29 protein-coding genes and 1 riboswitch are annotated in these 22266 nt (G+C 70.7%); of the genes, 16 read left to right on the top strand and 13 right to left on the bottom strand.

Translation table 11 applies throughout. The features are described 5' to 3' along the window. Positions 1-630: 630 nt before the first annotated feature. From gcvP to gcvT, 3 genes are read right to left on the bottom strand one after another with little or no spacing between them, the layout of a single operon-like run. Positions 631-3555 carry an aminomethyl-transferring glycine dehydrogenase gene (gene gcvP, locus ACIPJ2_RS12425; protein ID WP_402729079.1) on the bottom strand — a complete coding sequence of 975 codons (2925 nt, stop codon included), beginning with the start codon at positions 3553-3555 and terminating at the stop codon, positions 631-633. Further along, positions 3552-3929, bottom strand: coding sequence for a glycine cleavage system protein GcvH (gene gcvH / locus ACIPJ2_RS12420; RefSeq protein ID WP_281267184.1), 378 nt, complete (start codon positions 3927-3929; stop codon positions 3552-3554). Before gcvH ends, gcvP begins: the two co-directional genes overlap by 4 nt. A 5-nt stretch (positions 3930-3934) precedes the next feature. Continuing rightward, on the bottom strand, positions 3935-5095 hold the full coding sequence (gene gcvT / locus ACIPJ2_RS12415; RefSeq protein ID WP_281267183.1) for a glycine cleavage system aminomethyltransferase GcvT: 1161 nt from the start codon (positions 5093-5095) through the stop codon (positions 3935-3937). Between the two features lie 170 nt (positions 5096-5265). Continuing rightward, positions 5266-5373: riboswitch (glycine riboswitch) on the bottom strand. Between the two features lie 100 nt (positions 5374-5473). Between gcvT and ACIPJ2_RS12410 the strand changes: the two genes are divergently transcribed. Genes ACIPJ2_RS12410 through ACIPJ2_RS12395 form a run of 4 tightly spaced genes read left to right on the top strand, consistent with a single transcriptional unit; the run spans position 5474 to position 7400 of the window. Further along, the gene (locus ACIPJ2_RS12410; RefSeq protein ID WP_281267182.1) at positions 5474-5851 is read left to right on the top strand and encodes a BlaI/MecI/CopY family transcriptional regulator; all 378 of its coding nucleotides are present in this window, start codon (positions 5474-5476) and stop codon (positions 5849-5851) included. A 52-nt stretch (positions 5852-5903) separates the two neighbouring features. Next, on the top strand, positions 5904-6629 hold the full coding sequence (locus ACIPJ2_RS12405) for a M56 family metallopeptidase (RefSeq protein ID WP_281267181.1): 726 nt from the start codon (positions 5904-5906) through the stop codon (positions 6627-6629). A gap of 40 nt (positions 6630-6669) precedes the next feature. Continuing rightward, positions 6670-7152: an FBP domain-containing protein gene (locus ACIPJ2_RS12400; RefSeq protein ID WP_402729078.1), complete on the top strand. Its 483-nt coding sequence runs from the start codon at positions 6670-6672 to the stop codon at positions 7150-7152. After that, positions 7149-7400 carry a hypothetical protein gene (locus ACIPJ2_RS12395; RefSeq protein ID WP_402729077.1) on the top strand — a complete coding sequence of 84 codons (252 nt, stop codon included), beginning with the start codon at positions 7149-7151 and terminating at the stop codon, positions 7398-7400. The genes ACIPJ2_RS12400 and ACIPJ2_RS12395 overlap by 4 nt, the downstream gene beginning before the upstream one ends. Before the next feature lie 9 nt (positions 7401-7409). On the opposite strand, the gene ACIPJ2_RS12390 is transcribed toward ACIPJ2_RS12395, so the two are convergent. Further along, positions 7410-8288 (bottom strand): LysR substrate-binding domain-containing protein, encoded by an 879-nt coding sequence (locus ACIPJ2_RS12390; RefSeq protein WP_402729076.1) that lies wholly within the window; start codon positions 8286-8288, stop codon positions 7410-7412. A 68-nt stretch (positions 8289-8356) separates the two neighbouring features. Here ACIPJ2_RS12390 and ACIPJ2_RS12385 point away from each other — a divergent pair, with 68 nt between their 5' ends. From ACIPJ2_RS12385 to ACIPJ2_RS12370, 4 genes are read left to right on the top strand one after another with little or no spacing between them, the layout of a single operon-like run. Continuing rightward, complete coding sequence (locus ACIPJ2_RS12385; protein ID WP_402729075.1) at positions 8357-8845, top strand: GNAT family N-acetyltransferase; 489 nt, start codon at positions 8357-8359, stop codon at positions 8843-8845. A 44-nt stretch (positions 8846-8889) separates the two neighbouring features. Further along, on the top strand, positions 8890-9273 hold the full coding sequence (locus tag ACIPJ2_RS12380) for a hypothetical protein (protein ID WP_402729074.1): 384 nt from the start codon (positions 8890-8892) through the stop codon (positions 9271-9273). Positions 9274-9277: 4 nt separating this feature from the next. Continuing rightward, positions 9278-9733 (top strand): GNAT family N-acetyltransferase, encoded by a 456-nt coding sequence (locus ACIPJ2_RS12375; RefSeq protein WP_402729073.1) that lies wholly within the window; start codon positions 9278-9280, stop codon positions 9731-9733. A gap of 32 nt (positions 9734-9765) precedes the next feature. Next, positions 9766-9969: a hypothetical protein gene (locus tag ACIPJ2_RS12370; protein ID WP_402729072.1), complete on the top strand. Its 204-nt coding sequence runs from the start codon at positions 9766-9768 to the stop codon at positions 9967-9969. A 25-nt stretch (positions 9970-9994) separates the two neighbouring features. Here ACIPJ2_RS12370 and ACIPJ2_RS12365 read toward each other — a convergent pair whose 3' ends face one another. Next, entirely contained in the window at positions 9995-11182 is a 1188-nt protein-coding gene (locus ACIPJ2_RS12365; protein ID WP_402729071.1) for a MalY/PatB family protein, read from the bottom strand. A 110-nt stretch (positions 11183-11292) separates the two neighbouring features. Here ACIPJ2_RS12365 and ACIPJ2_RS12360 point away from each other — a divergent pair, with 110 nt between their 5' ends. Further along, on the top strand, positions 11293-12081 hold the full coding sequence (locus ACIPJ2_RS12360) for an isocitrate lyase/phosphoenolpyruvate mutase family protein (RefSeq protein WP_402729070.1): 789 nt from the start codon (positions 11293-11295) through the stop codon (positions 12079-12081). Between the two features lie 66 nt (positions 12082-12147). On the opposite strand, the gene ACIPJ2_RS12355 is transcribed toward ACIPJ2_RS12360, so the two are convergent. Together ACIPJ2_RS12355 and ACIPJ2_RS12350 are read right to left on the bottom strand one after the other, a co-directional pair. Then, the gene (locus tag ACIPJ2_RS12355) at positions 12148-14031 is read right to left on the bottom strand and encodes an amidase family protein (RefSeq protein ID WP_402729069.1); all 1884 of its coding nucleotides are present in this window, start codon (positions 14029-14031) and stop codon (positions 12148-12150) included. Continuing rightward, the gene (locus ACIPJ2_RS12350; protein ID WP_402729068.1) at positions 14028-14807 is read right to left on the bottom strand and encodes a hypothetical protein; all 780 of its coding nucleotides are present in this window, start codon (positions 14805-14807) and stop codon (positions 14028-14030) included. Before ACIPJ2_RS12350 ends, ACIPJ2_RS12355 begins: the two co-directional genes overlap by 4 nt. A 397-nt stretch (positions 14808-15204) precedes the next feature. On the opposite strand from ACIPJ2_RS12350, the gene ACIPJ2_RS12345 reads away from it, so the two are divergent. Further along, positions 15205-15492 (top strand): hypothetical protein, encoded by a 288-nt coding sequence (locus tag ACIPJ2_RS12345; protein WP_281267169.1) that lies wholly within the window; start codon positions 15205-15207, stop codon positions 15490-15492. A 108-nt stretch (positions 15493-15600) separates the two neighbouring features. On the opposite strand, the gene ACIPJ2_RS12340 is transcribed toward ACIPJ2_RS12345, so the two are convergent. After that, complete coding sequence (locus tag ACIPJ2_RS12340; protein WP_402729067.1) at positions 15601-15948, bottom strand: hypothetical protein; 348 nt, start codon at positions 15946-15948, stop codon at positions 15601-15603. A 142-nt stretch (positions 15949-16090) separates the two neighbouring features. On the opposite strand from ACIPJ2_RS12340, the gene ACIPJ2_RS12335 reads away from it, so the two are divergent. Together ACIPJ2_RS12335 and ACIPJ2_RS12330 are read left to right on the top strand one after the other, a co-directional pair. Next, the gene (locus ACIPJ2_RS12335) at positions 16091-16555 is read left to right on the top strand and encodes a helix-turn-helix domain-containing protein (protein ID WP_402729066.1); all 465 of its coding nucleotides are present in this window, start codon (positions 16091-16093) and stop codon (positions 16553-16555) included. After that, entirely contained in the window at positions 16552-16932 is a 381-nt protein-coding gene (locus ACIPJ2_RS12330; RefSeq protein ID WP_402729065.1) for a HepT-like ribonuclease domain-containing protein, read from the top strand. Before ACIPJ2_RS12335 ends, ACIPJ2_RS12330 begins: the two co-directional genes overlap by 4 nt. Positions 16933-16935: 3 nt before the next feature. Here the strand turns inward: ACIPJ2_RS12330 and ACIPJ2_RS12325 are convergent, their stop codons facing one another. Then, entirely contained in the window at positions 16936-17199 is a 264-nt protein-coding gene (locus tag ACIPJ2_RS12325) for a helix-turn-helix transcriptional regulator (RefSeq protein WP_402729064.1), read from the bottom strand. 32 nt (positions 17200-17231) lie between these two features. Between ACIPJ2_RS12325 and map the strand changes: the two genes are divergently transcribed. Together map and ACIPJ2_RS12315 are read left to right on the top strand one after the other, a co-directional pair. Further along, entirely contained in the window at positions 17232-18002 is a 771-nt protein-coding gene (gene map / locus ACIPJ2_RS12320; RefSeq protein WP_402729063.1) for a type I methionyl aminopeptidase, read from the top strand. Positions 18003-18109: 107 nt separating this feature from the next. Then, positions 18110-18430, top strand: a complete 321-nt coding sequence (locus tag ACIPJ2_RS12315) for a helix-turn-helix transcriptional regulator (protein WP_402729062.1) — start codon at positions 18110-18112, stop codon at positions 18428-18430. Positions 18431-18441: 11 nt separating this feature from the next. On the opposite strand, the gene ACIPJ2_RS12310 is transcribed toward ACIPJ2_RS12315, so the two are convergent. From ACIPJ2_RS12310 to ACIPJ2_RS12295, 4 genes are all read right to left on the bottom strand, one after another. Beyond that, entirely contained in the window at positions 18442-18906 is a 465-nt protein-coding gene (locus ACIPJ2_RS12310) for a phage tail protein (RefSeq protein WP_402729061.1), read from the bottom strand. Between the two features lie 89 nt (positions 18907-18995). Next, entirely contained in the window at positions 18996-19286 is a 291-nt protein-coding gene (locus tag ACIPJ2_RS12305) for a hypothetical protein (RefSeq protein ID WP_402729060.1), read from the bottom strand. A gap of 57 nt (positions 19287-19343) precedes the next feature. After that, a complete protein-coding gene (gene ychF, locus ACIPJ2_RS12300; RefSeq protein WP_402729059.1) occupies positions 19344-20417 on the bottom strand; it encodes a redox-regulated ATPase YchF in 1074 nt (357 codons plus the stop codon). A gap of 11 nt (positions 20418-20428) precedes the next feature. Then, positions 20429-20950, bottom strand: a complete 522-nt coding sequence (locus ACIPJ2_RS12295) for a hypothetical protein (protein ID WP_402729058.1) — start codon at positions 20948-20950, stop codon at positions 20429-20431. A gap of 30 nt (positions 20951-20980) precedes the next feature. Between ACIPJ2_RS12295 and ACIPJ2_RS12290 the strand changes: the two genes are divergently transcribed. Both ACIPJ2_RS12290 and ACIPJ2_RS12285 read left to right on the top strand, forming a co-directional pair. Further along, positions 20981-21442: a hypothetical protein gene (locus ACIPJ2_RS12290; RefSeq protein WP_402729057.1), complete on the top strand. Its 462-nt coding sequence runs from the start codon at positions 20981-20983 to the stop codon at positions 21440-21442. 97 nt (positions 21443-21539) lie between these two features. After that, a complete protein-coding gene (locus ACIPJ2_RS12285) occupies positions 21540-22175 on the top strand; it encodes an exonuclease domain-containing protein (protein WP_402729056.1) in 636 nt (211 codons plus the stop codon). Positions 22176-22266 lie beyond the last annotated feature (91 nt).

Here is a 22266-nt window from a genome sequence, read left to right as displayed (position 1 = left end):
TGCACTGTAGGCAGTGCGCTGAGAACCCGCCAAACCCTGGAACGAACGGTTACACGCTGGTAACCAACTTGCATGATCCTTGCGAGATGCTGCAAGATATGCGCGTTTCAGGGCGCAACATGCTGGATTGTTGCATCTGCATCATCTTCGTTGCGCATCGGAACAGTTCCTCGCAGTGTGCCACCTCTTCGGGGGTCATGTCACGGAGGCTCGTGTCCGCGTTTCGGCGGGCATGACACGCCCGACCCCATGTGTGGGCTGTGCGGCGTCTGGACGCAATGATCCACCGCTTGGACGAATCGGACCGCTCCACCGGGTTTCGGGGGCGTGGTAGGAGGTTCGAGGGCAGGGAGCTGGGGTCGGCGGCGCGGATTCAGAACGACAACACCGCTGTCGTACGACGACGAGGGTGTCGCTTCTGCGCGTGCACAACAGGCAGCGTCCGCAACGGACGACAGGATCGCTGTCGTACGACAGCGACGATGTCGTTCCGGCTCGGAAACGCCGACGGACACGGACGGACACCGCACGGCGCACCCCGCACCCGCAACCCGACGAACGCACCCGCGCCCGCAAACGCCGACGGCCCCGGAGCGAGATGCTCCGGGGCCGTCGACGTGTGGACGGGGTCTACGCGAACGCCTCCACCGGCGGGCACGCGCACACCAGGTTGCGGTCGCCGTACGCCTGGTCGATACGACGCACCGGCGGCCAGTACTTCCGCTCGGCGATGCCGGGCAGCGGGTACACCGCCTGCTCCCGCGTGTAGGCGTGCGTCCACTCCCCCGAGATCACCGACGCAGCCGTGTGCGGCGCCCCGACGAGCGGGTTGTCGTCCGCCGGCCACTCCCCACGCTCGACCGCCCCGGCCTCGGCGCGGATGGCGAGCATCGCGTCGACGAAACGGTCGAGTTCCGCGAGGTCCTCGCTCTCGGTCGGCTCCACCATGAGCGTGCCCGCCACCGGGAACGACATGGTCGGCGCGTGGAAGCCGTAGTCGACCAGGCGCTTGGCGACGTCGTCCACGGTGATGCCGGTGGCGTCTCGGAGTGGACGGAGGTCGAGGATGCACTCGTGCGCGACGAGCCCCGATTCGCCCGTGTAGAGCACCGGGAACGCGTCACCGAGGCGCGCCGCGATGTAGTTCGCACCGAGCACGGCGGTCTCCGTCGCACGGGTGAGCCCCTCGAGCCCCATCATGCGGACGTACGACCACGTGATCGGCAGGATGCTCGGGCTGCCGTACGGCGCGGCCGAGACCGGACCACCGGCATGCGCGAGCCGCTGGTCCGAAGACGACGTCGACCCGGGTCGGCGGTCGTCGTCCTGCGCGAACGGGTGCCCCGGCAGGAACGGCGCGAGGTGCGCCTTCGCCGCGACGGGCCCGACACCGGGGCCGCCACCACCGTGCGGGATGCAGAACGTCTTGTGCAGGTTGAGGTGCGAGACGTCCCCGCCGAAGTCCCCGAAGCGTGCGTGCCCGAGGAGCGCGTTGAGGTTCGCGCCGTCCACGTAGACCTGGCCGCCGGCGTCGTGCACGGCGTCGCAGATGTCACGGATGTCGTGCTCGTACACGCCGTGGGTGGAGGGGTACGTGATCATCAGCGCCGCGAGCGTCTCGGCGTGGTCGGCGACACGAGCACGGAGGTCGTCGAGATCGACGTTCCCGTTCTCGTCGCACGCCACGACCACGACCTTCATGCCGGCGAGCACGGCGGACGCGGCGTTCGTGCCGTGCGCGCTCGAGGGGATGAGGCACACGGTGCGCGCGTCGTCCCCGCGGGACCGGTGGTACCCGCGGATCGCGAGGAGCCCGGCGAGCTCGCCCTGGCTGCCGGCGTTGGGCTGGACGGAGACGGTGTCGTACCCGGTGACCTCGGCGAGCCAGGTCTCGAGGTCGCTGATCATCCCGAGGTAGCCCTCGACGTCCGAGCGCGGCGCGAACGGGTGGATGTCCGCGAACTCCGGCCACGTCACCGCGGCCATCTCGGTCGCCGCGTTGAGCTTCATCGTGCAGCTGCCGAGCGGGATCATGCCGCGGTCGAGCGCGTAGTCCTTGTCGGCGAGGTGCTTGAGGTACCGCATCATGCGGGTCTCGCTCCGGTGCGCGCTGAACACGGGGTGCGTCAGGTACTCGCTCTGCCGCAGCAGGCCGGACGGGAGGCTCGTGGTCGCGTCCGCCACGGCCGTCTCGACCGCACGCTGGTCCGGTGCACTGCCCCCGGCCAGCAGCCCGGACAGCACGCGGACGTCGTCGGGCGTGGTCGTCTCGTCGACGGAGACCAGGAGCGTGTCCGCGTCGACGAGGTGCAGCAGGTACCCGGCAGCGTGCGCGGCGTCCACGAGCTCGCGGGCGCGTCCGGGCGCCCGGAGTGTCAGCGTGTCGAAGAACGAGTCGTGGACGACCTCCACGTCGGCGGCCCGTGCGGCATCGGCGAGCGCCGACGTCGTGCGTGCGACGCGGTTCGCGATGAACCGGAGCCCTTCTGGCCCGTGGTAGACCGCGTACATCGACGCCATGACGGCGAGGAGCACCTGCGCGGTGCAGATGTTCGACGTCGCCTTCTCGCGACGGATGTGCTGCTCGCGGGTCTGCAGGCTGAGGCGGTAGGCCATGCCCCCTGCTGCGTCGAAGGACACCCCGACCAGCCGGCCGGGCAGCTGTCGTTCGAGCCCGGCGCGGACGGCGAGGTACCCGGCGTGCGGGCCACCGAAGCCGAGCGGCACGCCGAAGCGCTGCGAGGTGCCGACGGCGACGTCCGCGCCGAGGTCCCCGGGGGACGCGAGGAGCGTCATCGCGAGCAGGTCGGCCGCGACGACGGCGATCCCGCCGCCCGCGTGCACACGCTCGATCGTCGACGACGGGTCGACGACGTGCCCGGAGGCACCCGGGTACTGCAGCACCACACCGAACGCGCCGTCGAGCTGCTCGTCCGTGGGCCCGGACACGGCGTCGAACGCGCGCAGGGTGATCCCGACGGCGTCGGCACGGTGGTCGAGCAGCGCCCGCGTCTGCGGCAGCAGGTCGGCGTCGACGAGGAACGCGTCGCCCTTGACCTTCGACGCGCGGCGGGCGAGGAGCATGCCCTCCACCACGGCGGTGCCCTCGTCGAGCATCGAGGCGCCGGCCGTGGCCATGCCGGTGAGGTCGGCGACCATCGTCTGGAAGTTGATGAGCGCTTCGAGGCGCCCCTGCGAGATTTCCGGCTGGTACGGCGTGTAGGCCGTGTACCAGCTCGGGTTCTCGAGCACGTTGCGCTGGATGACCGCCGGCGTGTGGGTGCCGTAGTAGCCGAGGCCGATCATCGCCCGACGGACGGTGTTCTTCGCCGCCATCCCGCGGAGTTCGGCGAGTGCCTCGGTCTCACCGACCGCGGTCGGGATCGACGACGACGACACCGGTTCGGCGTGGATCGACTCCGGGATCGCCGCACGGACGAGGGCGTCGAGGGACGGCTGCCCGACGACGTCGAGCATGGTCCGCTGGTCGGCCGGGGTGGTCCCGATGTGCCGGTCGGCGAACGACGTCTGCAGGTTCAGGTCGGTGTCCGTCATGCGATGGACGCCCGGTACGTGTCGTGGTCCATGAGGTCCTCGGGGAAGTCCGTGCCCTCGACCTTGATCTTCACGAGCCAGCCGGCACCGAACGGGTCCTGGTTGACGGTGTCGGGCGCGTCGACGACGGCGTCGTTGACCTCGACGACCTCGCCCTCGATCGGCGCGAAGAGCTCGCCGACGCTCTTGGTCGACTCGATCTCGCCGAGCTGCTCACCGGCGGTGGTGGCGGTGCCGACGGCCGGCAGCTCGACGTACACGACATCACCGAGCTGTTCGGCGGCGTGGTCGGTGATGCCGACGGTGACGACGTCACCCTCGACGAGCAGCCACTCGTGGTCCTTGGTGTACTGCAGTGCGCTCTGGTCGGTCATGACGGTCAGCCTTTCGCGGGGCGGCGGTAGAAGGGGAACGGGGTGACGGTCGCGGGGATGGCGGTGCCGCGGACGTCGATGTGGAGGACTTGTCCCTCGGCGGCGGCCGACGGGGCGACGAAGGCCATCGCGACCGGGTGGCCGAGCGTCGGGGAGAGCGCGCCGGAGGTCACCGTGCCGACGACGTCCCCGTCGTGCAGCACCGGGTAGCCGGCACGAGCGGCTCGGCGTCCCTCCATCACGAGCCCGACGAGCACGGGCGCGTCCTCGGCTGGCGCGACGCCGGCAGCACCGACGAAGTCTCCCGAAGGAGCGACGACCCGACCGAGCCCGGCCTGCGCCGGACGGGTCGACACGGTGAGCTCGTGGCCGTAGAGCGGCATGCCTGCCTCGAGCCGCAGGGTGTCCCGAGCCGCGAGTCCAGCGGGGACGACACCGCGCGAGGACCCCGCGTCGAGCAGTGCGTCCCAGATCGCCGGGGCGACCTCGGGGTCGCTGTAGATCTCGAAGCCGTCCTCGCCGGTGTAGCCGGTGCGGGCAACGAGGACCGACGACCCGTCGAAGGTCGCGTGCAGTGCCCGGTAGTAGCGGAGCTCGTCGAGCGGGGACTCGGGCTGCAGCCGGTCCTCGACGACCAGCGCGTCGAGGGTCCCCGCGGCAGCCGGCCCCTGGATCGCGACGAGCGCTGTGGTGTCGGAGTCGTCCGAGACGACGACGTCGAACCCGTCGACCCGCGATCGCAGCGCGGACACGGCGACCTCGCGGTTCGCGGCGTTCGCGACGACCAGGTAGGTGTCGTCGTCGGTCCGGTACACGACGAGGTCGTCGAGGATGCCGCCGGCGTCCTCGAGCAGGAGCGAGTACTTCGCCCGGCCGACGGTCATCGCACCGAACGCGCCGGCGAGCGCGTGGTCGAGGAACGCCACGGCGTCGGGCCCCGAGACACCGATCTCCGCCATGTGCGAGAGGTCGAAGACGCCGGCGGCCTGGCGCACGGCGTGGTGCTCGGCGAGGTCGGACGAGTAGCGCACGGGCATGCGGTACCCGGCGAAGTCGGTGAAGGTCGCGCCGGCCGCTTCGTGCGCGGCCTCCAGCGGCGACGAGCGCAACGACGGCGACGGCGACGGCGACGGCGACGGCGACGGCGACGAAGAAGGATCTGACATGCGGAGTTCTCCCGAGGTCGGGCAGCCCCCGACGACGATCGCCGGGCGCGAACTCCCCCTCTGTCATGGGCCTGAGAGTTTCACCGCGGCCCGTGAGGTCCGGCGGCTTTCACCGTGGGCGAGCCGTTCCGCACCCGGAGGGTGGAGGAGCGCCTGCTTTTCAGAGTGGCCTGTCCGCTGCGGTGTTGGACCTGAGAGATTGGCGGGGAGGATGCTCCTTCGGTGTCGCGCGACCACCGGCGAGCGGTGGCCGGCACGACGTCTCCCGCGGCGGGTGGTCGGCCTCGATGTTCTGTTGTCCGCGGGAAGCTTACCGAGATCGCGTTACGGGCATGTGACACGTGCCACGACCGCTTCGACATCTCGTAGAGTGGCCTGGTGGCAGGACAGAGACAGCGCCCCCGCGGGCAGCTCGAGCAGGCGGTGCTCGACGCGCTCTGGTCCGCCGACGACTCGGGCCTCACCGCACGCCAGGTGCTCGACGCCTTCCCGGAGCCCCGACCGGCGCTGACGACCGTCCTCACCGTGCTCGACCGGCTCGGCCGCAAGGGCACCGTCGAGCGGCAGCAGCACACCGAGGCACCCCTGACCTTCCGCGCCACCCACAGCCGGGAAGAGCAGACCGCGTCGCTCATGTCGACCGCGCTCGCAGCTGCGTCCGACCGCGAAGCGGCGCTGCTGCAGTTCACCGGCTCGCTCGCCTCCGACGACCTCGACGTCATCCGCCGGGCACTCGACGCCCGCGCCCGATCCTGACGACGAGCCAGCACACGACGAGCCGGAACACGACGAGCATGGCGACAGCGACGTGGTGATCACCGGCATCGTGCTCATCGTGCTGGCGTTGGCCGTCGTGGTCGTCGCGCCCCGCATCCTGACCCGCTCCGCCTGGACGATCGACCGCCCCCGCACCGCGCTCCTGAGCTGGTCGGTCGCCGTCCTCCTCGGCGCACTCGGCTTCGTCGCCGGCATCACCCTCGTCGTGCTCGCGAACCGCCCGATCACGTTCGGTGCTTCTCCGACGCACGGCCTCAACATCGGGGTCGCCGTGCTGGCCGTGCTTGCCTTCGTCGTCGCCGTGCGCGTCCGGCCGGGCCCGGAGCACCAGGCCGTCCGCGAGGCGATGCGCTCCGGCGTCGCCCCGCACCGCGAGATCGACGGCACCCTGGTCGCGGTCGTCGAGGCGGAGCACGCGCTCGCCTGCGCCGTCCCCGGCCGGAGCGGCGGGGTGCTGGTCAGCACCGGTCTCGCAGACCGGTTGCGGACCGACGAACTGGAGGCAGTGGTCGCCCACGAACGCGCCCACCTGCAGCAGCGCCACGCGGCCGTCGTCGCGGTCGCCGAATCGATCGAGCGTGCGGTCCCGTGGATCCCCGGTGCGCGCGCGATGGCGCGATCGACACGCGTCCTCGTCGAGTTCGCCGCGGACGACGCGGCCGCGCGCCGTACCGGACGCGACGCGGTGCGTCGAGCCGTCCTGGTGGCGGACGAGACGAGCGCGCTCGCGGTGATCCGGGCCTCCAGGCTGGGCTGACGGACCGTCTGTCGGAGGCGAGGCATAGGGTGTTCGCACCGTGAAACCACTGACCGAAGCAGACATCCGATCGTCGTTCGTCAACGCCACCCCGGAGGAGCTCGCCCAGCTCCCGATCCCGGGGCTGCACGAGATGCTCTGGGACGAGCGCGAGTTCCTCGGCTGGCGCGACCCCCAGGCGGCCCGGCGCGGGTACATCGTGTCCTGGATCGACGGTGTCGCCGTCGGGATCGTGGTGCGTTCGGCCGGCGGGTCGCTCCGCCCGGGCATCGCCGCGATGTGCTCGTTCTGCCACTCGCCGCAGCCCGCCACGCAGGTCCGCCTGTTCTCGGCGGCGCGCGCCGGCGAGTCCGGCCGCAACGGCAACACCATCGGGTCCTACATCTGCGAGGACCTCGGGTGCTCGATGCTCATCCGGACCGCTCCCCCGCACCTGAACCCGCCGGCGACCATCGCCATGCGGGGCGAAGCACTCCTGCAGCGCGTGCAGAACTTCACGGCCGACATCATGAAGACGGCGTGAGCCGGTTCCCCACTGCGCGATGGGTCGTCGTCGAGGAACAGGGCGACGGACGCTGGCGGCTGACGGTCCGCGACGAGGCCGATGACGAGCTCGGCGCCTTCGGCCTGGGCGTCGAGGGTCCGTGGGACCCCGACGTCGAGCCGCACGTGTCGTTCGTGCTCGTGCAGCTCGGGCTCGGGTTGCGCGGCTCGCGACCGTGGCGACAGGACGAGCTCGGCGACCAGCGGGCACCGGTGCTGCCGCGGTAGGCAGCTCGGTCAGTCGGCCGCTGCGACGAAGTTCCGGAGGATCTCGCGGTCGTCGTCGGCGCGGACCGCCCAGCACAGCTCGCTGCGGTGGTCGCTCGTCAGCGGCAGCAGCACGACGGTGTCCGGTGCCGCGAGCGTCGCACTCGCCGGCGCGATCGTGACGCCGAGCCCGGCACCGACGAGGTGCAGCACCGTGGCCCAGGTCGTCGCCTCCTGCACGACCGTCGGACGCTTCGCACCCCGCACCACCGGGGCGAGGTTCCGCTCGGTGGCGACGGTGCCCGCCTCGGCGGGGAAGAACACGAACGGGTCGTCGACGAGCTCGGTGCCGTCGATCTCCGCACGCTCGGCGAACCGGTGGTCCCGCGGGACGGCCGCGACGAACCGCTCGCTCCGGAACGGCGTGGTCCGGACACCGTCCGTCGGGTCCGGGTCGCGCACGATCGCCAGGTCGAGCTCGCCCCGGACGATGCGCGTGAGCAGCTGCGACGTGTAGCCCTCCGTGAGTTCGACGCGGACCAGGGGGTAGCGCTCGCGGAACCGCTGCACGCGTTCGATCGGACCGAGCGGCAGCGCCGAGACCACGAACCCCACGTCGAGGCGCCCGGCTTCACCACGTCCGACGCGGACCGTCTCGTCGAGGTCCCGCGCCGCCTGGGCCACGAGCGACCGCGCACGCCCCTGCAGGGCGCGACCGGCCGGTGTGAGCGCGACACTCCGCGAGGTCCGGGCGAAGAGGTCCACACCGAGCGCGCGTTCGGTCCGTCGGATCTGCTGGGAGAGCGCGGGCTGCGCGATGTGCAGGGCCTCGGCGGCGCGGCCGAAGTGCAGTTCGTCGGCGACCGCCAGGAACGCGCGGAGCTGCCGGAGGTCGACGTCGTGATCCATGCATCCAGCGTATCGATCGACGCGAACGAGTATTGGACTCTTCTCGGGGTCGGTCCGAGGATGGAGCCATGCCCGACACCGCCGACATCACCATCGCCGACCTCGCCACCCCCGCGGACGCCGAGGCGTTCCGCGTGCTCAACGAGGCGTGGATCACCCGCTTCTTCGCGCTCGAGGACGAGGACCGCAGGTACCTCGGCGACCCCGTGGGACGCATCGTCGAACCCGGCGGCGCCGTGCTCGTCGCACGCCTGGCGGACGGTACCGTCGTCGGCTGCATCGGGATCGCGCCGGTGCGCCCCGGGGTGTTCGAACTCGTCAAGATGGCGGTCGCTCCGGACCACCAGGGGCACGGCACCGGTCGACGACTCATCGAGACCGCCATCGACCGCGCCCGGTTGCTCGGCGCGACACGCGTGGTGCTCGAGAGCAACGCCGACCTCGCCAGCGCCGTACACCTCTACGAGACGACCGGGTTCCGGCACCTCGGCGCGGACGAACACGAACCGAGCCCCTACACGCGCGCGAACGTCCACATGGCGCTCGATCTGGACTGAGGCCCGACCTGACCCCGACGCGCCGCACGTCCTAGGGTGTGCGCATGGGGATCATCGGGGTGGTGCTGTTCGCGATCGCAGGGTTCGCGCTGACCAACGGCATGCCGCACTTCGTGGCGGGGCTCGGCGGTCGCGTGTTCCGCACGCCGTTCGGGCGGTACTCGTCGCCGCGCACCAACGTGGCGTGGGGCATGACCAACTTCGTCATCGCGATCGGCCTGCTCTTCGGACGCTCGGCCGTGGCCGACCCGACGACCGGCGACATCGTGTGGTTCGTCGTCGGGGCTCTGCTCTGCATCCTGTCGTTCGCGTTCGGGTCCAAGGGGTTCTTCGACGACCGGGACGAACGACCCGACGGATCACGGGGCGCGCGTGACGGATCACGTCGTGCTCCTGACGGATCGCGGGGCGCTGCCGACAGTGCCTGACGCCATGCGGATCCACGAACGCACCGACGCCCACCTCGACACGTTGGTCGAGGTGCTCTGGCGCGTGCACGCCGACGGGTACCCCGCGACCTGGCCGGACGACCCACGCGCGTGGCTCTCCCCGGAGGGACTCCTCGCCGCCTGGGTCGCCGTCGACGAGGGACGGGTCGTCGGGCACGTCGGCATCGCCGTCGCCGGACCAGGTCGCATGCCGTCGGTCACGCGGCTCTTCGTCGACCCGGCGCACCGCTGCCGCGGGCTCGCGGACGATCTGCTCGCTGCCGCGGAACTCGGGGCACCCGGCACCCACGTGCGACTCGACGTCACCGAGGAGACACCAGGGGCGTGGCGACTGTACGAGCGCCGCGGATGGCACCTGACGGGCACCGGGCCGGCCGACTGGTCGAAGCCCTCCGGCGAGACGCCGATGCTCCGCTACTACGCCAAGCGCGTCGGCTGAGCGCCGCCGGGCACGCTTGCTACGCTCGCGGCATGGCGACGCACGAGGTCCAGGCGGTCCGGGACAAGGGCATGTGGCAGGTGTTCATCGACGGGTTCCTCGTCACCGAGGTCCCCCGCTGGGGCTCGGTCGGGTTCGTCGCACGGGAATGGGTCGCCATGACCGAGGAGGTCCCCTCCAGCGAGGTCGATCTGTCGATCCGCGTCGTCGGCCGGAACCAGTACATCGACGCGTGAGCACCAGCTCGTCGCGCCGAGCAGCTCACGCGACGTGCCAGACCACGGCTTCCTGCGCACTCGACGGGTACGCGGCCGCGATCCGCAGCACCGCTTCGCGCAGGGTGTCCGGCGAGCACGCCAGGTTGATCCGGGCGAACCCGCGTCCCTCTGACCCGAAGGGCACGCCGGAGTTCAGCGCCACGAAGGCGTGCTCGCGGAGCTGCACGGCCGGGTCGTCCCCGAGGCCGATCCCCCGGAAGTCGAGCCACGCCAGGTAACCGGCACGCGGCCGGGAGTACACGACCCCCGGCAGGTGCTCGGCGAGGAGCTTCGCGAGCAGGCGGTCGTTCGCGACGATCCGGTCGATGACGTAGTCGAGCCACCCCACCGCGAGCGAGAACGCCGCGAGGTTCGCGTGCAGCCCGAGGATGCTCGTCCGGCACGCCACCTCTTCCCACAGGGTGTCGAGGAGCGCCGCGGTCCGGTCGTCCCCGGCGACGATGACGGAGCACTTCACCCCGGCGAGGTTCCAACCCTTGCTCGCGGACGTGACACAGACGCTGCGTGCTCCGACGGACGACGCGATCGAGGCGAACGGAGTGAACTGCACGCCCGGGTGGGTCAGCGGCGCGTGGATCTCGTCCGAGATCACGAGGACGTCGTACCGTGCGGCCAGCTCTGCCAGCGCGAGCAGGTCGGCACGGTCGTGCACGAGCCCGATGGGGTTGTGCGGGTTGCAGAGCAGGAACACCCGGACCCCGGATGCGAAGGCGCGCTCGAGCCCGTCGAGGTCGAGCCGGTAGACGCCCCACTGCTCGGCGAGCGGGACCTCTTCCACCTGACATCGGGCCTCTTCGACGAGTTCGAAGAACGGCGGGTACACCGGCGGGGTGATCGCGACGCGACCACCGTCCGGAAGCGCCAGCCGCAGCGTCTCGACGATCCCGACGCTGACGTCGGTGGCCAGGTACACGCGGGCCGGGTCGACCTCCCAGCCCCAGCGCTCACGCGCGAAGGACGCGAACGCCGGCGCCAGCGGCCCGGGTCCGTCGAGGTAGCCGAGGTCGGACTGCTGCACCCGTTCGACGAGCGCCTGCCGGATCTCCGGCGCGACCTCGTGGTCCATCTCGGCGACGAACAGGGGCAGCACGTCCGGCGCGTACCGCGTCCACTTGATGCTCGTGCGGACCCCGCGGATCGTGCCGACCGGGTCCTCCTCGTCACTCGCCATCCCCTCATGGTGCACCGGACAGGAGGCTCGGCGCGAGTCCGTCCGTCATCTCGCGTCGTCTCCGGGTCACCTCGGGCCGGGGTCCGACACGTCGGCCTACTGTCGGTGCCATGACCAGCAGCACAGCGAGCAGCACCGTCGACAAGGCGTCGACCCTCAAGACCCTGCACGAAGCCCCCGAGATCCTCCGCGTCGTGAACGTGTGGGACGCGATCAGCGCGAAGACCGTCGCGGCACTGCCGGACACCCACGCGATCGCGACCGCCGGGCACTCGATCGCCGCGTCGTACGGCTACGACGACGGCGGGATGCCCCTCGATCTCGCGCTCCAGGGCGCCCGGATCGTCGCCGAGGCCGTCGACCTGCCCGTGACGGCCGACCTCGACGACGGGTACGAGGACCCCGCCGAGACCATCCGTCGCGCGATCGGCTTCGGCGTCGTCGGCGCGAACGTCGAGGACCGCCTCCGTCCCTTCGACGAGGCCGTCGCCCGCGTCGCCGCGATCACGAAGGCCGCGGAGGCCGAGGGGGTGGCGTTCCAGCTCAACGCGCGGACCGATGCGATCGCCCGCGGCGGCGACCGCCCGCTCGACGAGAGCATCGCCGACGCCATCGCCCGCGGCAAGGCGTTCCTCGACGCCGGCGCACCGCTCGTGTTCGTCCCGGGTGCGATCCAGCGCGACGTCGTGGAGCGGCTCGTCGGGGGGCTCGGCCGTGGGAAGCTCAGCGTCATCGGGCTCCCCGGTGCGCTGCCCGCGGCGGAGTACGAGGCCCTCGGCGTCGCCAGGATCTCCTACGGTCCGCTGACGCAGCGCGTCGCCCTCCGGGCGCTCCGCGACCTGGCGACCGACCTGTACGACGGCGGCGTCGTGCCGGAGGACACCCCGGCCCTGAACTGAACCGGCCGACGGACAGGAGGCTCGGCGCACGACGTGCACCGAGCCTCCTGTTCGATCTGGGCGGGACTACCCGAGCGGGCCGTACGCGGCCGGCGTGGTGCGCGCGTGCGTCGCCTGCTCGAAGGCGTAGCCGAGCCCGATCACGGTGCTCTCGTCGTACGAGCGGCCCAGGAACTCCAGGTTCACGCCGCCGCCGGTGACCGTGTTGTCGGCCGCGGTGGCCTGTCCCATCGGGACCGTCACGGCCGGCATGCCGGTGTTCGGGCTGAGGCGCATGTTCGTCGACTGCGTGCCGTACGGCGTGCCCGACGGGTAGACGAGCGCGTCGAGGTCCTGTGCGTCCATCATCGACGTGACGACCTGCTTGCCGGTGGCGAGCTGCGTCGTGTGCGTCCCGCTCGGACCAGCCCACGCCTGGTACTGGGCATCCGTGATCTTGTCGCGTGCCTCGTACGTCGACTTCCGGCTCGGCACGTACTCACCCGATGCGAGGATGCCCGAGATGCTCCGGGCGGTGACGTCCGGGTCGAGGTGCTTCTGGACGTACTCGTCGAGGTCGTGCTTGAACTCGTTCGTCGATCCGCTGCCCTCGTTCAGCACCTTCGCGAAGTCCGCGGTGCTGCTGATCGGCACGACCGTCGCCCCGGCGGCGGTGAGCTTCGCGACGGACTCGTTGAAGAGCCGGAGCGTGGTGGCGTTCGTGCCGACCATCGACGTGACGTAGCCGATCCGCGCGCCCTGGAGCGCCTCCGGGTCGAGCGCGGCGGTGTAGGACGTCGGGACCTTGCCCGTTTGGCCGCTCGTCACCGGATCGTCTGCATCGACCCCGGTGACGGCGTCGAGTGCCACCGCGGCGTCGGTCACCGAGCGGGCGATGGGCCCACCGGTGTCCTGCGACAGCGCGAGCGGGATGATGCCGTCCCGGCTCGTCAGCCCCACCGTCGGACGGATGCCGACGAGCTGGTTGTACGAGGACGGGATGCGGATCGACCCACCGGTGTCGGTGCCGAAGCCGATGCCCGCCAGGTTCGCGGCGATCGCAGCACCGGTTCCACCGCTGGACCCGCCTGCTGTCTGCGTCGTGACGTAGGGGCTCGCGACGAGGAGCGAGGACCCCGCCGGCTGGTTCGAGGAGAACTCCGACACGAAGCCGTACGCGAACTCGTCGAGGCTCGCCTTCGCCAGGATCACGGCGCCGGCGCTGCGGAGGCCCGTGACCATCGCGGCGTCGGAGTCGGTCTGGTTGTCGTCCCAGCAGCCGCAGCCACCGGTGGTCGGCATGTCCTTCGTGTCGTAGTTGTCCTTCAGGGCGATCGGCACGCCGAGGAGCATGCTCGTCATCCCGTGCTCGGCCCGCTCGGTGTCGGCGGACTTCGCGGCCGCGAGTGCTTCCCTGTTCGTGGTGATGATCGAGTTCAGTGGACGTCCGCCGGCCTGCACGGTCGTGCGGTCGTAGGCGGCGATGCGGTCGAGGTAGTCCTGGGTGATCGCGACCGAGGTCGTCACGCCCGCGTTCATCGCGGCCTGCATGTCGAGGGTCGAGGCCTCGACGAGCTGGAACGGGCCGTCGTCGTAGATCATGCGGTGGGACAGCGCGGCGACGTCGGCGACCGTGATGGTGCCGTCGCCGTCGGTGTCCGCCTTCGCGACGGCGGACCAGCCCGCGTCGGTGCTCGTCGTGCCGAGGGACTTCGTCAGGACGGCCAGGTCCTCGGTCGTGACCTGGTCGTCGCCGGTCAGGTCGAGGGACGTGTAGTACGGCGCGAGCATCGCGGCAGGGCTCGCGTCGACGGTGGGGTCGGCCGCCTGTGCCGTCAGCGCCGGTGTCGCGGCGAGGGCGGTGCCGACGAGGGCGATGAGGGCAGCGCCGGCGGCAGCTCGCTTGGGGGTGTGCGTGGTGCGCTGGGTGGTGCGCTGGGTGGTGCGCTGGGTGGTGCGCTGGGTGGTCATCGGGTGGCTCCGTTCCGGCGGGCGCGGGCTCGGGCGACGAGGACGCCGCCGCCGGCCAGTAGCAGGGCGAGACTTGCGGCGATCCACGGTGCGACCTGTGCACCGGTCCAGGCGAGCTGGCCTGCGGCCGGACGGGAGGCACCGCTGACGGCGTCCGCGTCGGTCGCGGTGCCGCCGGTGCCGGTTCCACCGCCCGCTCCGGCCCCGTTCGTCGGGTCGCCTCCCGGGGTGCCCGGCGTTGCCGGATCGGTCGGCGCGGTGGTCGCCGCCGCTTCGATCGTGATGGCCGTCGCCGCGGGGGCGTCGAGCGTGGTCGCTGCACCGTCCTCGTCGAGGAGCGTGATGCTCGTGACCGCGAGGTCCACCGTGCCGGCGCCCGTCGCCGTCATGCCGATCGAACTCGCGAGGTCGCCCCCGATCGCGGGCGACGTACCGAGTCGGGTGTGCACGATGGTGAGCTCGTCGCCGTCCTGGGTGACGCTGTCGAAGCCGCCGTCCGGGCCGGTCACACTGCCGTCCTGGTAGGTGACGGCAGCCTCGTCGGCGTCGAGCGTGATCTCGTACGCGAAGACGTCCGCCGTCGCGGGGATCGTCACGTCGACGTCGAAGTCGTCGCCGACCGTGACGGTCGCAGGGGCGTCGATGGTCGCTGTGGTAGCTGTCGGGGCCGCCTGTGCCGGGCCGGCCGTCAGGACGACGAGCCCGAGGGCTCCCGTCATGACCGCCGTCGCGGTGGCGATCGCCGCGCGGGGGCGCTGGCGTGTTCGGTGCTGCATCCGTGCAGGTCCTTCGTCCGGGTGGTTGCTGAGCGGGGGCTCAGCTCTCGAACCGTAACGACGCGGTGTTTCGCGGACGGACGCGATCGGTTTCCACCGCGTTACGCGCTTGATCGGTGGACATTCGGGGCGCAGTCGTGTAGTGTTGTTCTCTGGTGCACTGCAGCGAACCCATCTGACTCGCGCACACCGAACCGTCTCGAAGCCGACTCACCCGAGTCGTATTCCCCCGAGACCACCGTTCGCCCGAACGTCCGATCCGGATCCTTCCGATCGAGGCCAGGCCGAACAGCACGTCGAATGCCGACGTGCGCGTGCCCACCACACGCGACCGATGCGACTCAGTCGTCCGTCGGACCGCAGCGTGGGCCCGCCAGAAGACGAGAAAGACAGCACCATGACCAGCAACGAACGAATCACCATCATCGGGACCGCGACCGCGGCTCCCGTCGTCTCCCCCGACCGCATCGCGGAGTTCCCCGTGCGCGACAACGGCACCCAGCGCGAGTACGTCGTGCGGGTACCCGTCGACGTGCTCGACCTGTTCGTCACCCCCGGCACCCGTGTCGAGGTCGACGGCGAAGCCGGCTGGACCGTCCCCGGGCGCTCCTGGCTCGGCGAGTCGAGCCGCACCATCCTCCAGGCGGCGACCGTCCGCCGGTCGGAGCTCGCGCTCGCAGCCTGAGCCGAGCCTCCCGTCCGGACGCCTTGCTTGCTTGCTTGCTCGTCCTGACGGGTCCAAACACACGAAACGCCGCCGGTTCCGGCGGCGTTTCGTCGTTCCCGGGGCGCCTCAGGCGTCCGGAAGCGGTTCCGGGTCGTCGGCTCCCGCGAAGGGTGTGCGGCCGTCGGCGTTCAGCGGGCTGTCCGGGCCCGCGTGCGTCGCCGCATCGCGGAGGCGACGGATGAAGCCGGGGTCCTCGTACTCGAGTTCGTCGTCCGGCGCCGCCGTCAGCACCAGCTCGCTCGCCGGCCCCACCAGGAGCGTGGTCGTCTCGATCGAACCGTCCTCGGCGACGGTCGGGACGTGGACCGAGTCCGTACGCCCGTTGGCACCGAGGATCGCCGCGTAGTCGGCGAGTGCTTCGGCGATGCGATCACCCGTCATGACGATGCTGCCGTCGTAGTTGATGTACTTCACGTTCCACCTCCGCAGTGCACGGTAGGCACTCGCGGGTCCACGACAGCCCAGTGGATGCGTTCGGTGGATGAACCGGGCGCACGCCACCGCGCCCCATGGCGGGCGAGTCCACCGCTATAGTCGGGAGCTATAGGAGGTCCTGATGCGCACCGACAAGGCAGCCGAGCTGATCCGATCCGCTCGCGAGGACATCGGGATGTCACAGTCGGACCTGGCTCGCGTCGCAGGCGTGCAGCAGCCGACGATCTCCGCGTACGAGAGCGGCCGGAAGCTCCCTCGCGTCGAGTCGCTCGAACGCCTGCTGACAGCGGCTCGCATGCGCCCGAGCATCCCGCTGTCCGTGTACGCCGACGCGATCCGAACCGAGGCGACGCGCTTCAACCTCACCGACGTCCGCGTGTTCGGGTCCGCTGTGCGCGGCGAGGACGACGAGCACAGTGACATCGACCTGCTCGTGACCCTCCGCCCGGGAGCATCGCTGTTCGATCTCGGCGGATTCGCCGACGCGGTGGAGGGCATCACGGGCTTCGCCGTCGATCTCCTCACCGACGGCCAGGTCGTCGACGAACACTTCGCACACGTCCGGGAACAAGCGGTCCCGCTGTGACCGGATCGTTCACGCCGAGGCCCCGCGTCGATCCCGCGCGCGCCGGATCGACGATCGACCGCTGGCCTGCCCTGGAGGCGAGCCTCATCGATCTCCTCTCCGAGTGCGCGCAGATCGTCGAACACGGACCTGATGCGTTCATGGCCAACCGCAGCTTGACGTACCGAGCCGCAGAGGCCGTGATCATCCACTTTGACGACCTCCTGAGCAGGCTTCCGACGGACCGTTCGGCGCTGCTCCCGGCTGACCTCCCGCTCGCATCGGTCCGTCGTACGCGGAACATCCTGTCGCACGACTACCGAGCGGCGCAGAAGAACATCGTCTGGGACGTCATCGAACAGCGGATCCCCCAGGCGATCATCGCGATCGTCGACTGAGGGTCAGGACGCGAGCCGGCGCTCGGCGGCGGTGATCTCCGCCCAGACCTCGTCGAGCGACAGCCCGAGGACGTCCGCGATGGCGGCGATCGTCGGGAACGCCGGTGTCGCCACCCGCCCGGTCTCGATCTTCCGCAACGTCTCCGGGGACACCCCGGCGTCGAGCGCCGTCTGGAGCATCGACCGGTCACCGCGCGCCTGACGGAGCAGCGCACCGAGGCGCTGACCGCGTTCGACGTCTGCGGCGGTGAGTGGGAGCCTGACCATGACGCCCATACTAGTACCGGTATAGTTATTGCATGATCGAGCTCCTCACCCCGACCGAACTCCCCCGCGCACGCGCCGTCGGTGCGCTCGTCGGACGGATCCTGCACACCCTGCAGGGGCGGGCGACGGTGGGCACGAACCTCCTGGACATCGACCGGTGGGCGAAGGCGATGATCCTCGAAGCCGGCGCCGTGTCGAGCTACGTCGACTACGCGCCGTCGTTCGGCCGCGGCCCGTTCGGCCACTACATCTGCACTGCCGTCAACGACGCCGTGCTGCACGGACTCCCGCACGACCACGCCCTCCGCGACGGTGACCTCCTGACGCTCGACCTCGCCGTCTCGCTCGACGGCGTCGTCGCGGACTCCGCCGTGAGCTTCGTCGTCGGGTCAGCGACACGGCCCGAGGACCGCGCGATGATCGATGCGACCGAGCGCGCCCTCGCAGCCGGCATCGCCGCTGCCGCCCCAGGAGCACGCATCGGTGATCTGTCCCACGCGATCGGTACGGTCCTGCACGAGGCCGGCTACCCGATCAACACGGAGTTCGGCGGGCACGGAGTCGGGTCGACGATGCACCAAGACCCGCACATCTCGAACGACGGACGGCCGGGCCGCGGCTACGTGCTCCGGCCGGGGCTTCTGCTGGCGCTCGAGCCGTGGGTGATGGCGGACACCGACGTGCTGGTGACCGACCCGGACGGCTGGACGCTCCGCAGCGCCACCGGCGCGCGGACCGCCCACAGCGAGCACACCATCGCGATCACCGAAGACGGCGCGGAGGTCCTGACGCTGCGGGGGTGACGCAGACGCCCATTGCGCACCGAGACGTCGCTGTCTACTGTGTCGTCACAGCTGCCCGAGACCCTGGTCGCCGGAACACCGGAACTTCCCGACGACAGGAGACGATCATGACCGCGCGGCCCGACAGCGTGGAGATCGCCGTCGCGTACATGTCGACGCACATCGCCGAACCCCTCACGACGGAGACGATCGCGGCCGCTGCCGGCGTCAGCCCCGGCGAGGTGCAACGGGGGTTCCGCGCACGATTCGGGATCTCGTCAATGCAGTACCTTCAGGGTCTCCGGTTCGAGGGCGCCCGTGCAGAACTCCGCTCGGCCGGCGACGAGCCCCTCGCCGACGTCATCCGCCGTTGGGGATTCGTGCACGCCGGCCGGTTCGCCGAGACGTACTTCCGGCGCTACGGCGTCCATCCAGGGACCGAACCGTGACCGTCAGCTGATCAGGCGTACTCGCCCTTGATGACGAAGTAGGAGCCGCGGATCTCCCCCGCGAGCTTCGACCGCTGCCGGGCGAACTTGAACGCATCGAGCTCGGCTGGGACGTCCATGCCCATCGACAGCTTGAACCCGACCGCGCGCTTCCCGCCGTCCTCGATCGCGTACATCACGTTGATCGCCAGCCCGGACTCGTAGAACACGTACGACATCCGGAGTCCGCCGACCTCGAACCCGCTGACCTCGAGCGGGGGCGCCGCGATCACGATGCCCCGCTCGTCGTGCAGCACGCGCGTGACGAGGTCCAGCACCTCGGGGGCTTCGTCCGGCGTACTCGTGACGAACACGTGGTCGTACTTGTTCTTGTAGTACCGGGCTTCGTTCGCGCGCAGCCCGGCGAGTGCTTCTGCGACCGGGGACGACTCGAGCCCGGTGGTGGAGACATCGACGAAGTCGACCGTGTACGTCATGGGAGCACGGTACCGCTGCCGAGGCCGTACTCCACGCTGCAGTTTGACGAATCTGGTCCGCCGGGGCCGGGCCGAGCGAACCGGATCCGTCACGACCCGAACGGAGCGAGCCCGAGCAGTCGAGCGGCGACGACCACGGATGGCGTCACCAGGGCAGACGTCCCGGGCGGGTGCAGGACCACGCGCGCCACGTCCTCGGCGTCGTCAACCGATGTGACGTCGCCGGTGACCCGGATGAGGGCGATCGTCGCCCGGTGTCGGAAGTCGATCGCAGCGCCGTCACTGGCGCGATCGACCTGGAACGTGTGCTCGTGCCACGACGTGACACTCGCGAGTTCGACACCGCCTTCTCCACGGTGATGAGGAACCCGTGCTGCCACCAGGCGCCGTAGACACCAGCGTGCGTGTGCGGAGCCACGGGGAACCTTCGACTCAGATCAGTTGTTGAAGCGGAACTCGACGACGTCGCCGTCCTGCATCACGTAGTCCTTGCCCTCGATCCGGGCCTTGCCGTGCGCACGGGCCTCCGCGATCGAGCCCGCCTCCATCAGGTCGGCGAACGAGATGACCTCCGCCTTGATGAAGCCCTTCTCGAAGTCGGTGTGGATGACCCCGGCGGCCTGGGGAGCCTTCCACCCCTTGCCGATCGTCCACGCACGCGCTTCCTTCGGCCCGGCCGTCAGGTAGGTCTGCAGCCCGAGGGTGTCGAACCCGATGCGTGCGAGCTGGTCGAGCCCTGATTCCGTCTGCCCGGTGGACTCGAGGAGCTCGCGGGCGTCAGCGGGGTCGAGCTCGATCAGCTCGGACTCGACCTGCGCGTCCAGGAACACGGCCTGCGCGGGAGCGACGAGTGCGGCGAGCTCGGCCTTGCGGGCGTCGTCGGTGAGGATCGCCTCGTCGACGTTGAAGACGAAGATGAACGGCTTCGCGCTGAGCAGCCCGAGTTCCGCGATCGGTGCGAGGTCGATCGACGTGGCGGAGAGGAGCGTGCCCTGCTCGAGCGCCGCCCGTGCCTCCTTCGCCGTCTCGAGCACGATCGGCTCGGCCTGCTTCAGCTTGAGCATCTTCTCGTACCGCGGGAGCGCCTTGTCGATGGTCTCCATGTCCGCGAGGATCAGCTCGGTGTTGATCACTTCGAGGTCGTCCTTCGGGGAGACCTTGTTCGCGACGTGCACGACGTCGTCGTCGGTGAACCCGCGGACGACCTGCGCGATGGCGTCGGCTTCGCGGATGTTCGCGAGGAACTTGTTGCCGAGCCCCTCGCCTTCGCTCGCGCCCTTGACGATGCCGGCGATGTCGACGAACGACACCGGCGCGGGCACGGTCTTCTCCGAGTGGAACAGCCCGGCGAGGTCGTCGAGCCGCGAGTCGGGCAGGTTCACCACGCCGACGTTCGGTTCGATGGTCGCGAAGGGGTAGTTCGCGGCCAGGACCTGGTTCTTGGTCAGCGCGTTGAAGAGCGTCGACTTGCCGACGTTCGGGAGACCGACGATTCCGATGGTGAGAGCCACGGGAGTAGAGCCTAACGGCCGAGCGCCTGGACGGCCGCCGCGACGGTCTCGAAGACGTCGGCCTGCAACCGCTGCGCTCGCCGCCAGTCTCCGGTCACGTGGAGCGAGTGGTCGGCGCCGGCAACGGTCTGGAGGCTCGCAGCCGTCCCCGGGACACGCTCGGGCCGCCACATGGGGTCGTCCGACCCGCCGATCGCGACGTTCCCGTCGGCAGCGGCGGCGAGCGCCGCCGCGACGCCGTCGTGTGTGAGCACCGGCGTCAGCCACACGCCGCGGACCCCGTTCCGGACCGCCCACGGCAGCGCGAAGCAGCCGAAGGACTTCGCGACGACGAGGTCGGGCAGCCGGTCTCCGAGGGCCGTCGCGATCTCGCCCTCCACGAATGCGACGGGCGCCTCCCCCGCCGCGTCGTCGACGACCCAGTTCGGCGCGACCACATCGCACCCGGCCTCGAGCGCGATCTGCCGGGACCACCAGAGCAGCGGCGCCTGTTGCCCGTACCCGGCACCGGCGAGGAGCAGCACTGTCACCATGACCTCACCGTACGTGGCAGCCTGGCCTGCATGTGGTTCGAACGCGATCAGCTCGGTGTGCACTCGATGGGGTACGACGCCCGAGGGCAACGGCGGTACTTCACCCCGGAGACGATCGACGCGCTCGCCGCGACACCACCACGCGACCTCGAGACCCTGCACGACACGCTCGCCGAACTCGAGGCCGACGTCCTCGTCGACTACGACCCGGAGGCCGCGACGATCGACCACGCCGAGGAGGACGGCTTCCGGCTGGCGACGCTCCCGGTCGAGTTCGCGTTCCCGTCGACGACCTCGGGCTTCGCCGATGCCTTCACCACCCACGTCGAGAGCCTCCCGCCGCGCTGGCGACTCGATGCCGTCGCGGTGGCGTTCGAGCTCGTCGGGACGCTCCTCGACCCGTACTGGGCGGCGGAGCGTGCGCGTCAGGCCGCGACGTGGCGAACGACCGCGCGCCGCCGCCGGGGCTCCCGCCGAACCCGACGGCGCTGACCCGGCAACGCTGACCCGACGCCGCTGATCCGACCGCGCCCGCGCAACGCCGACCCGGCTTCCGGGGATGTCGGCGCTCCGTGCGACGATCGGACGCGTGCCGTTGAACTTCACCGCGATCGACTTCGAGACCGCGAACAGCTCGCCCGCCAGCGCGTGTTCCGTCGGACTCGTCAAGGTCCGGTCCGGCAAGGTCGTGGACCGCGCGTCGTGGTTCATCCGCCCGCCGATGGGGCACGACGACTTCCTCGAGTGGAACACCCGCATCCACGGCATCGTCGCCGAGGACGTCGTCCGCGCCAAGACGTGGGAGCAGCAGTACCCGGACCTCGTCGCCTTCGCCGAGGGTGACGTCCTCGTCGCGCACAACGCCCGCTTCGACATGGGTGTCATCGCCGGCGGCTGCTCCGCAACGGGCATCGCGCTGTCTGAGCACCATTCGATGTGCTCCCTGCAGGTGGCCCGCAAGACGTACACGCTCGACTCCTACCGCCTGCCCGTCGCCGCGATGGCCGCCGGCTTCGAGGGCTTCCAACACCACGACGCCGCCGCCGACGCCGAGGCCTGTGCGGCGATCGTCGTCCACGCCGCCGGCCGGCACGACGTCGACACGGTCGAGGCACTCGGTGCCGCGACCCGGGTGTCGATCAACCCGGTGCGGATCCGCGCGGAGAAGCCGAAGGCGGCGAACCAGCCGCGGCTGTCCCGCCGCCCGATGATCTTCGCCGACTGACCCCGTCGCCCGGTGGGCCGCGAGCCCGGTGGTATTGTCACGACATTCCCCCGGCGCAGTCGCCGGACCCGTACTCCCCCGAAGGACCGCG

The organism is Curtobacterium sp. NPDC090217 (assembly GCF_044746705.1).
Taxonomy (GTDB): domain Bacteria; phylum Actinomycetota; class Actinomycetes; order Actinomycetales; family Microbacteriaceae; genus Curtobacterium.
Note: the sequence above shows the minus strand (reverse complement) of the source record. Positions and strands in the feature narration are given on the sequence as shown.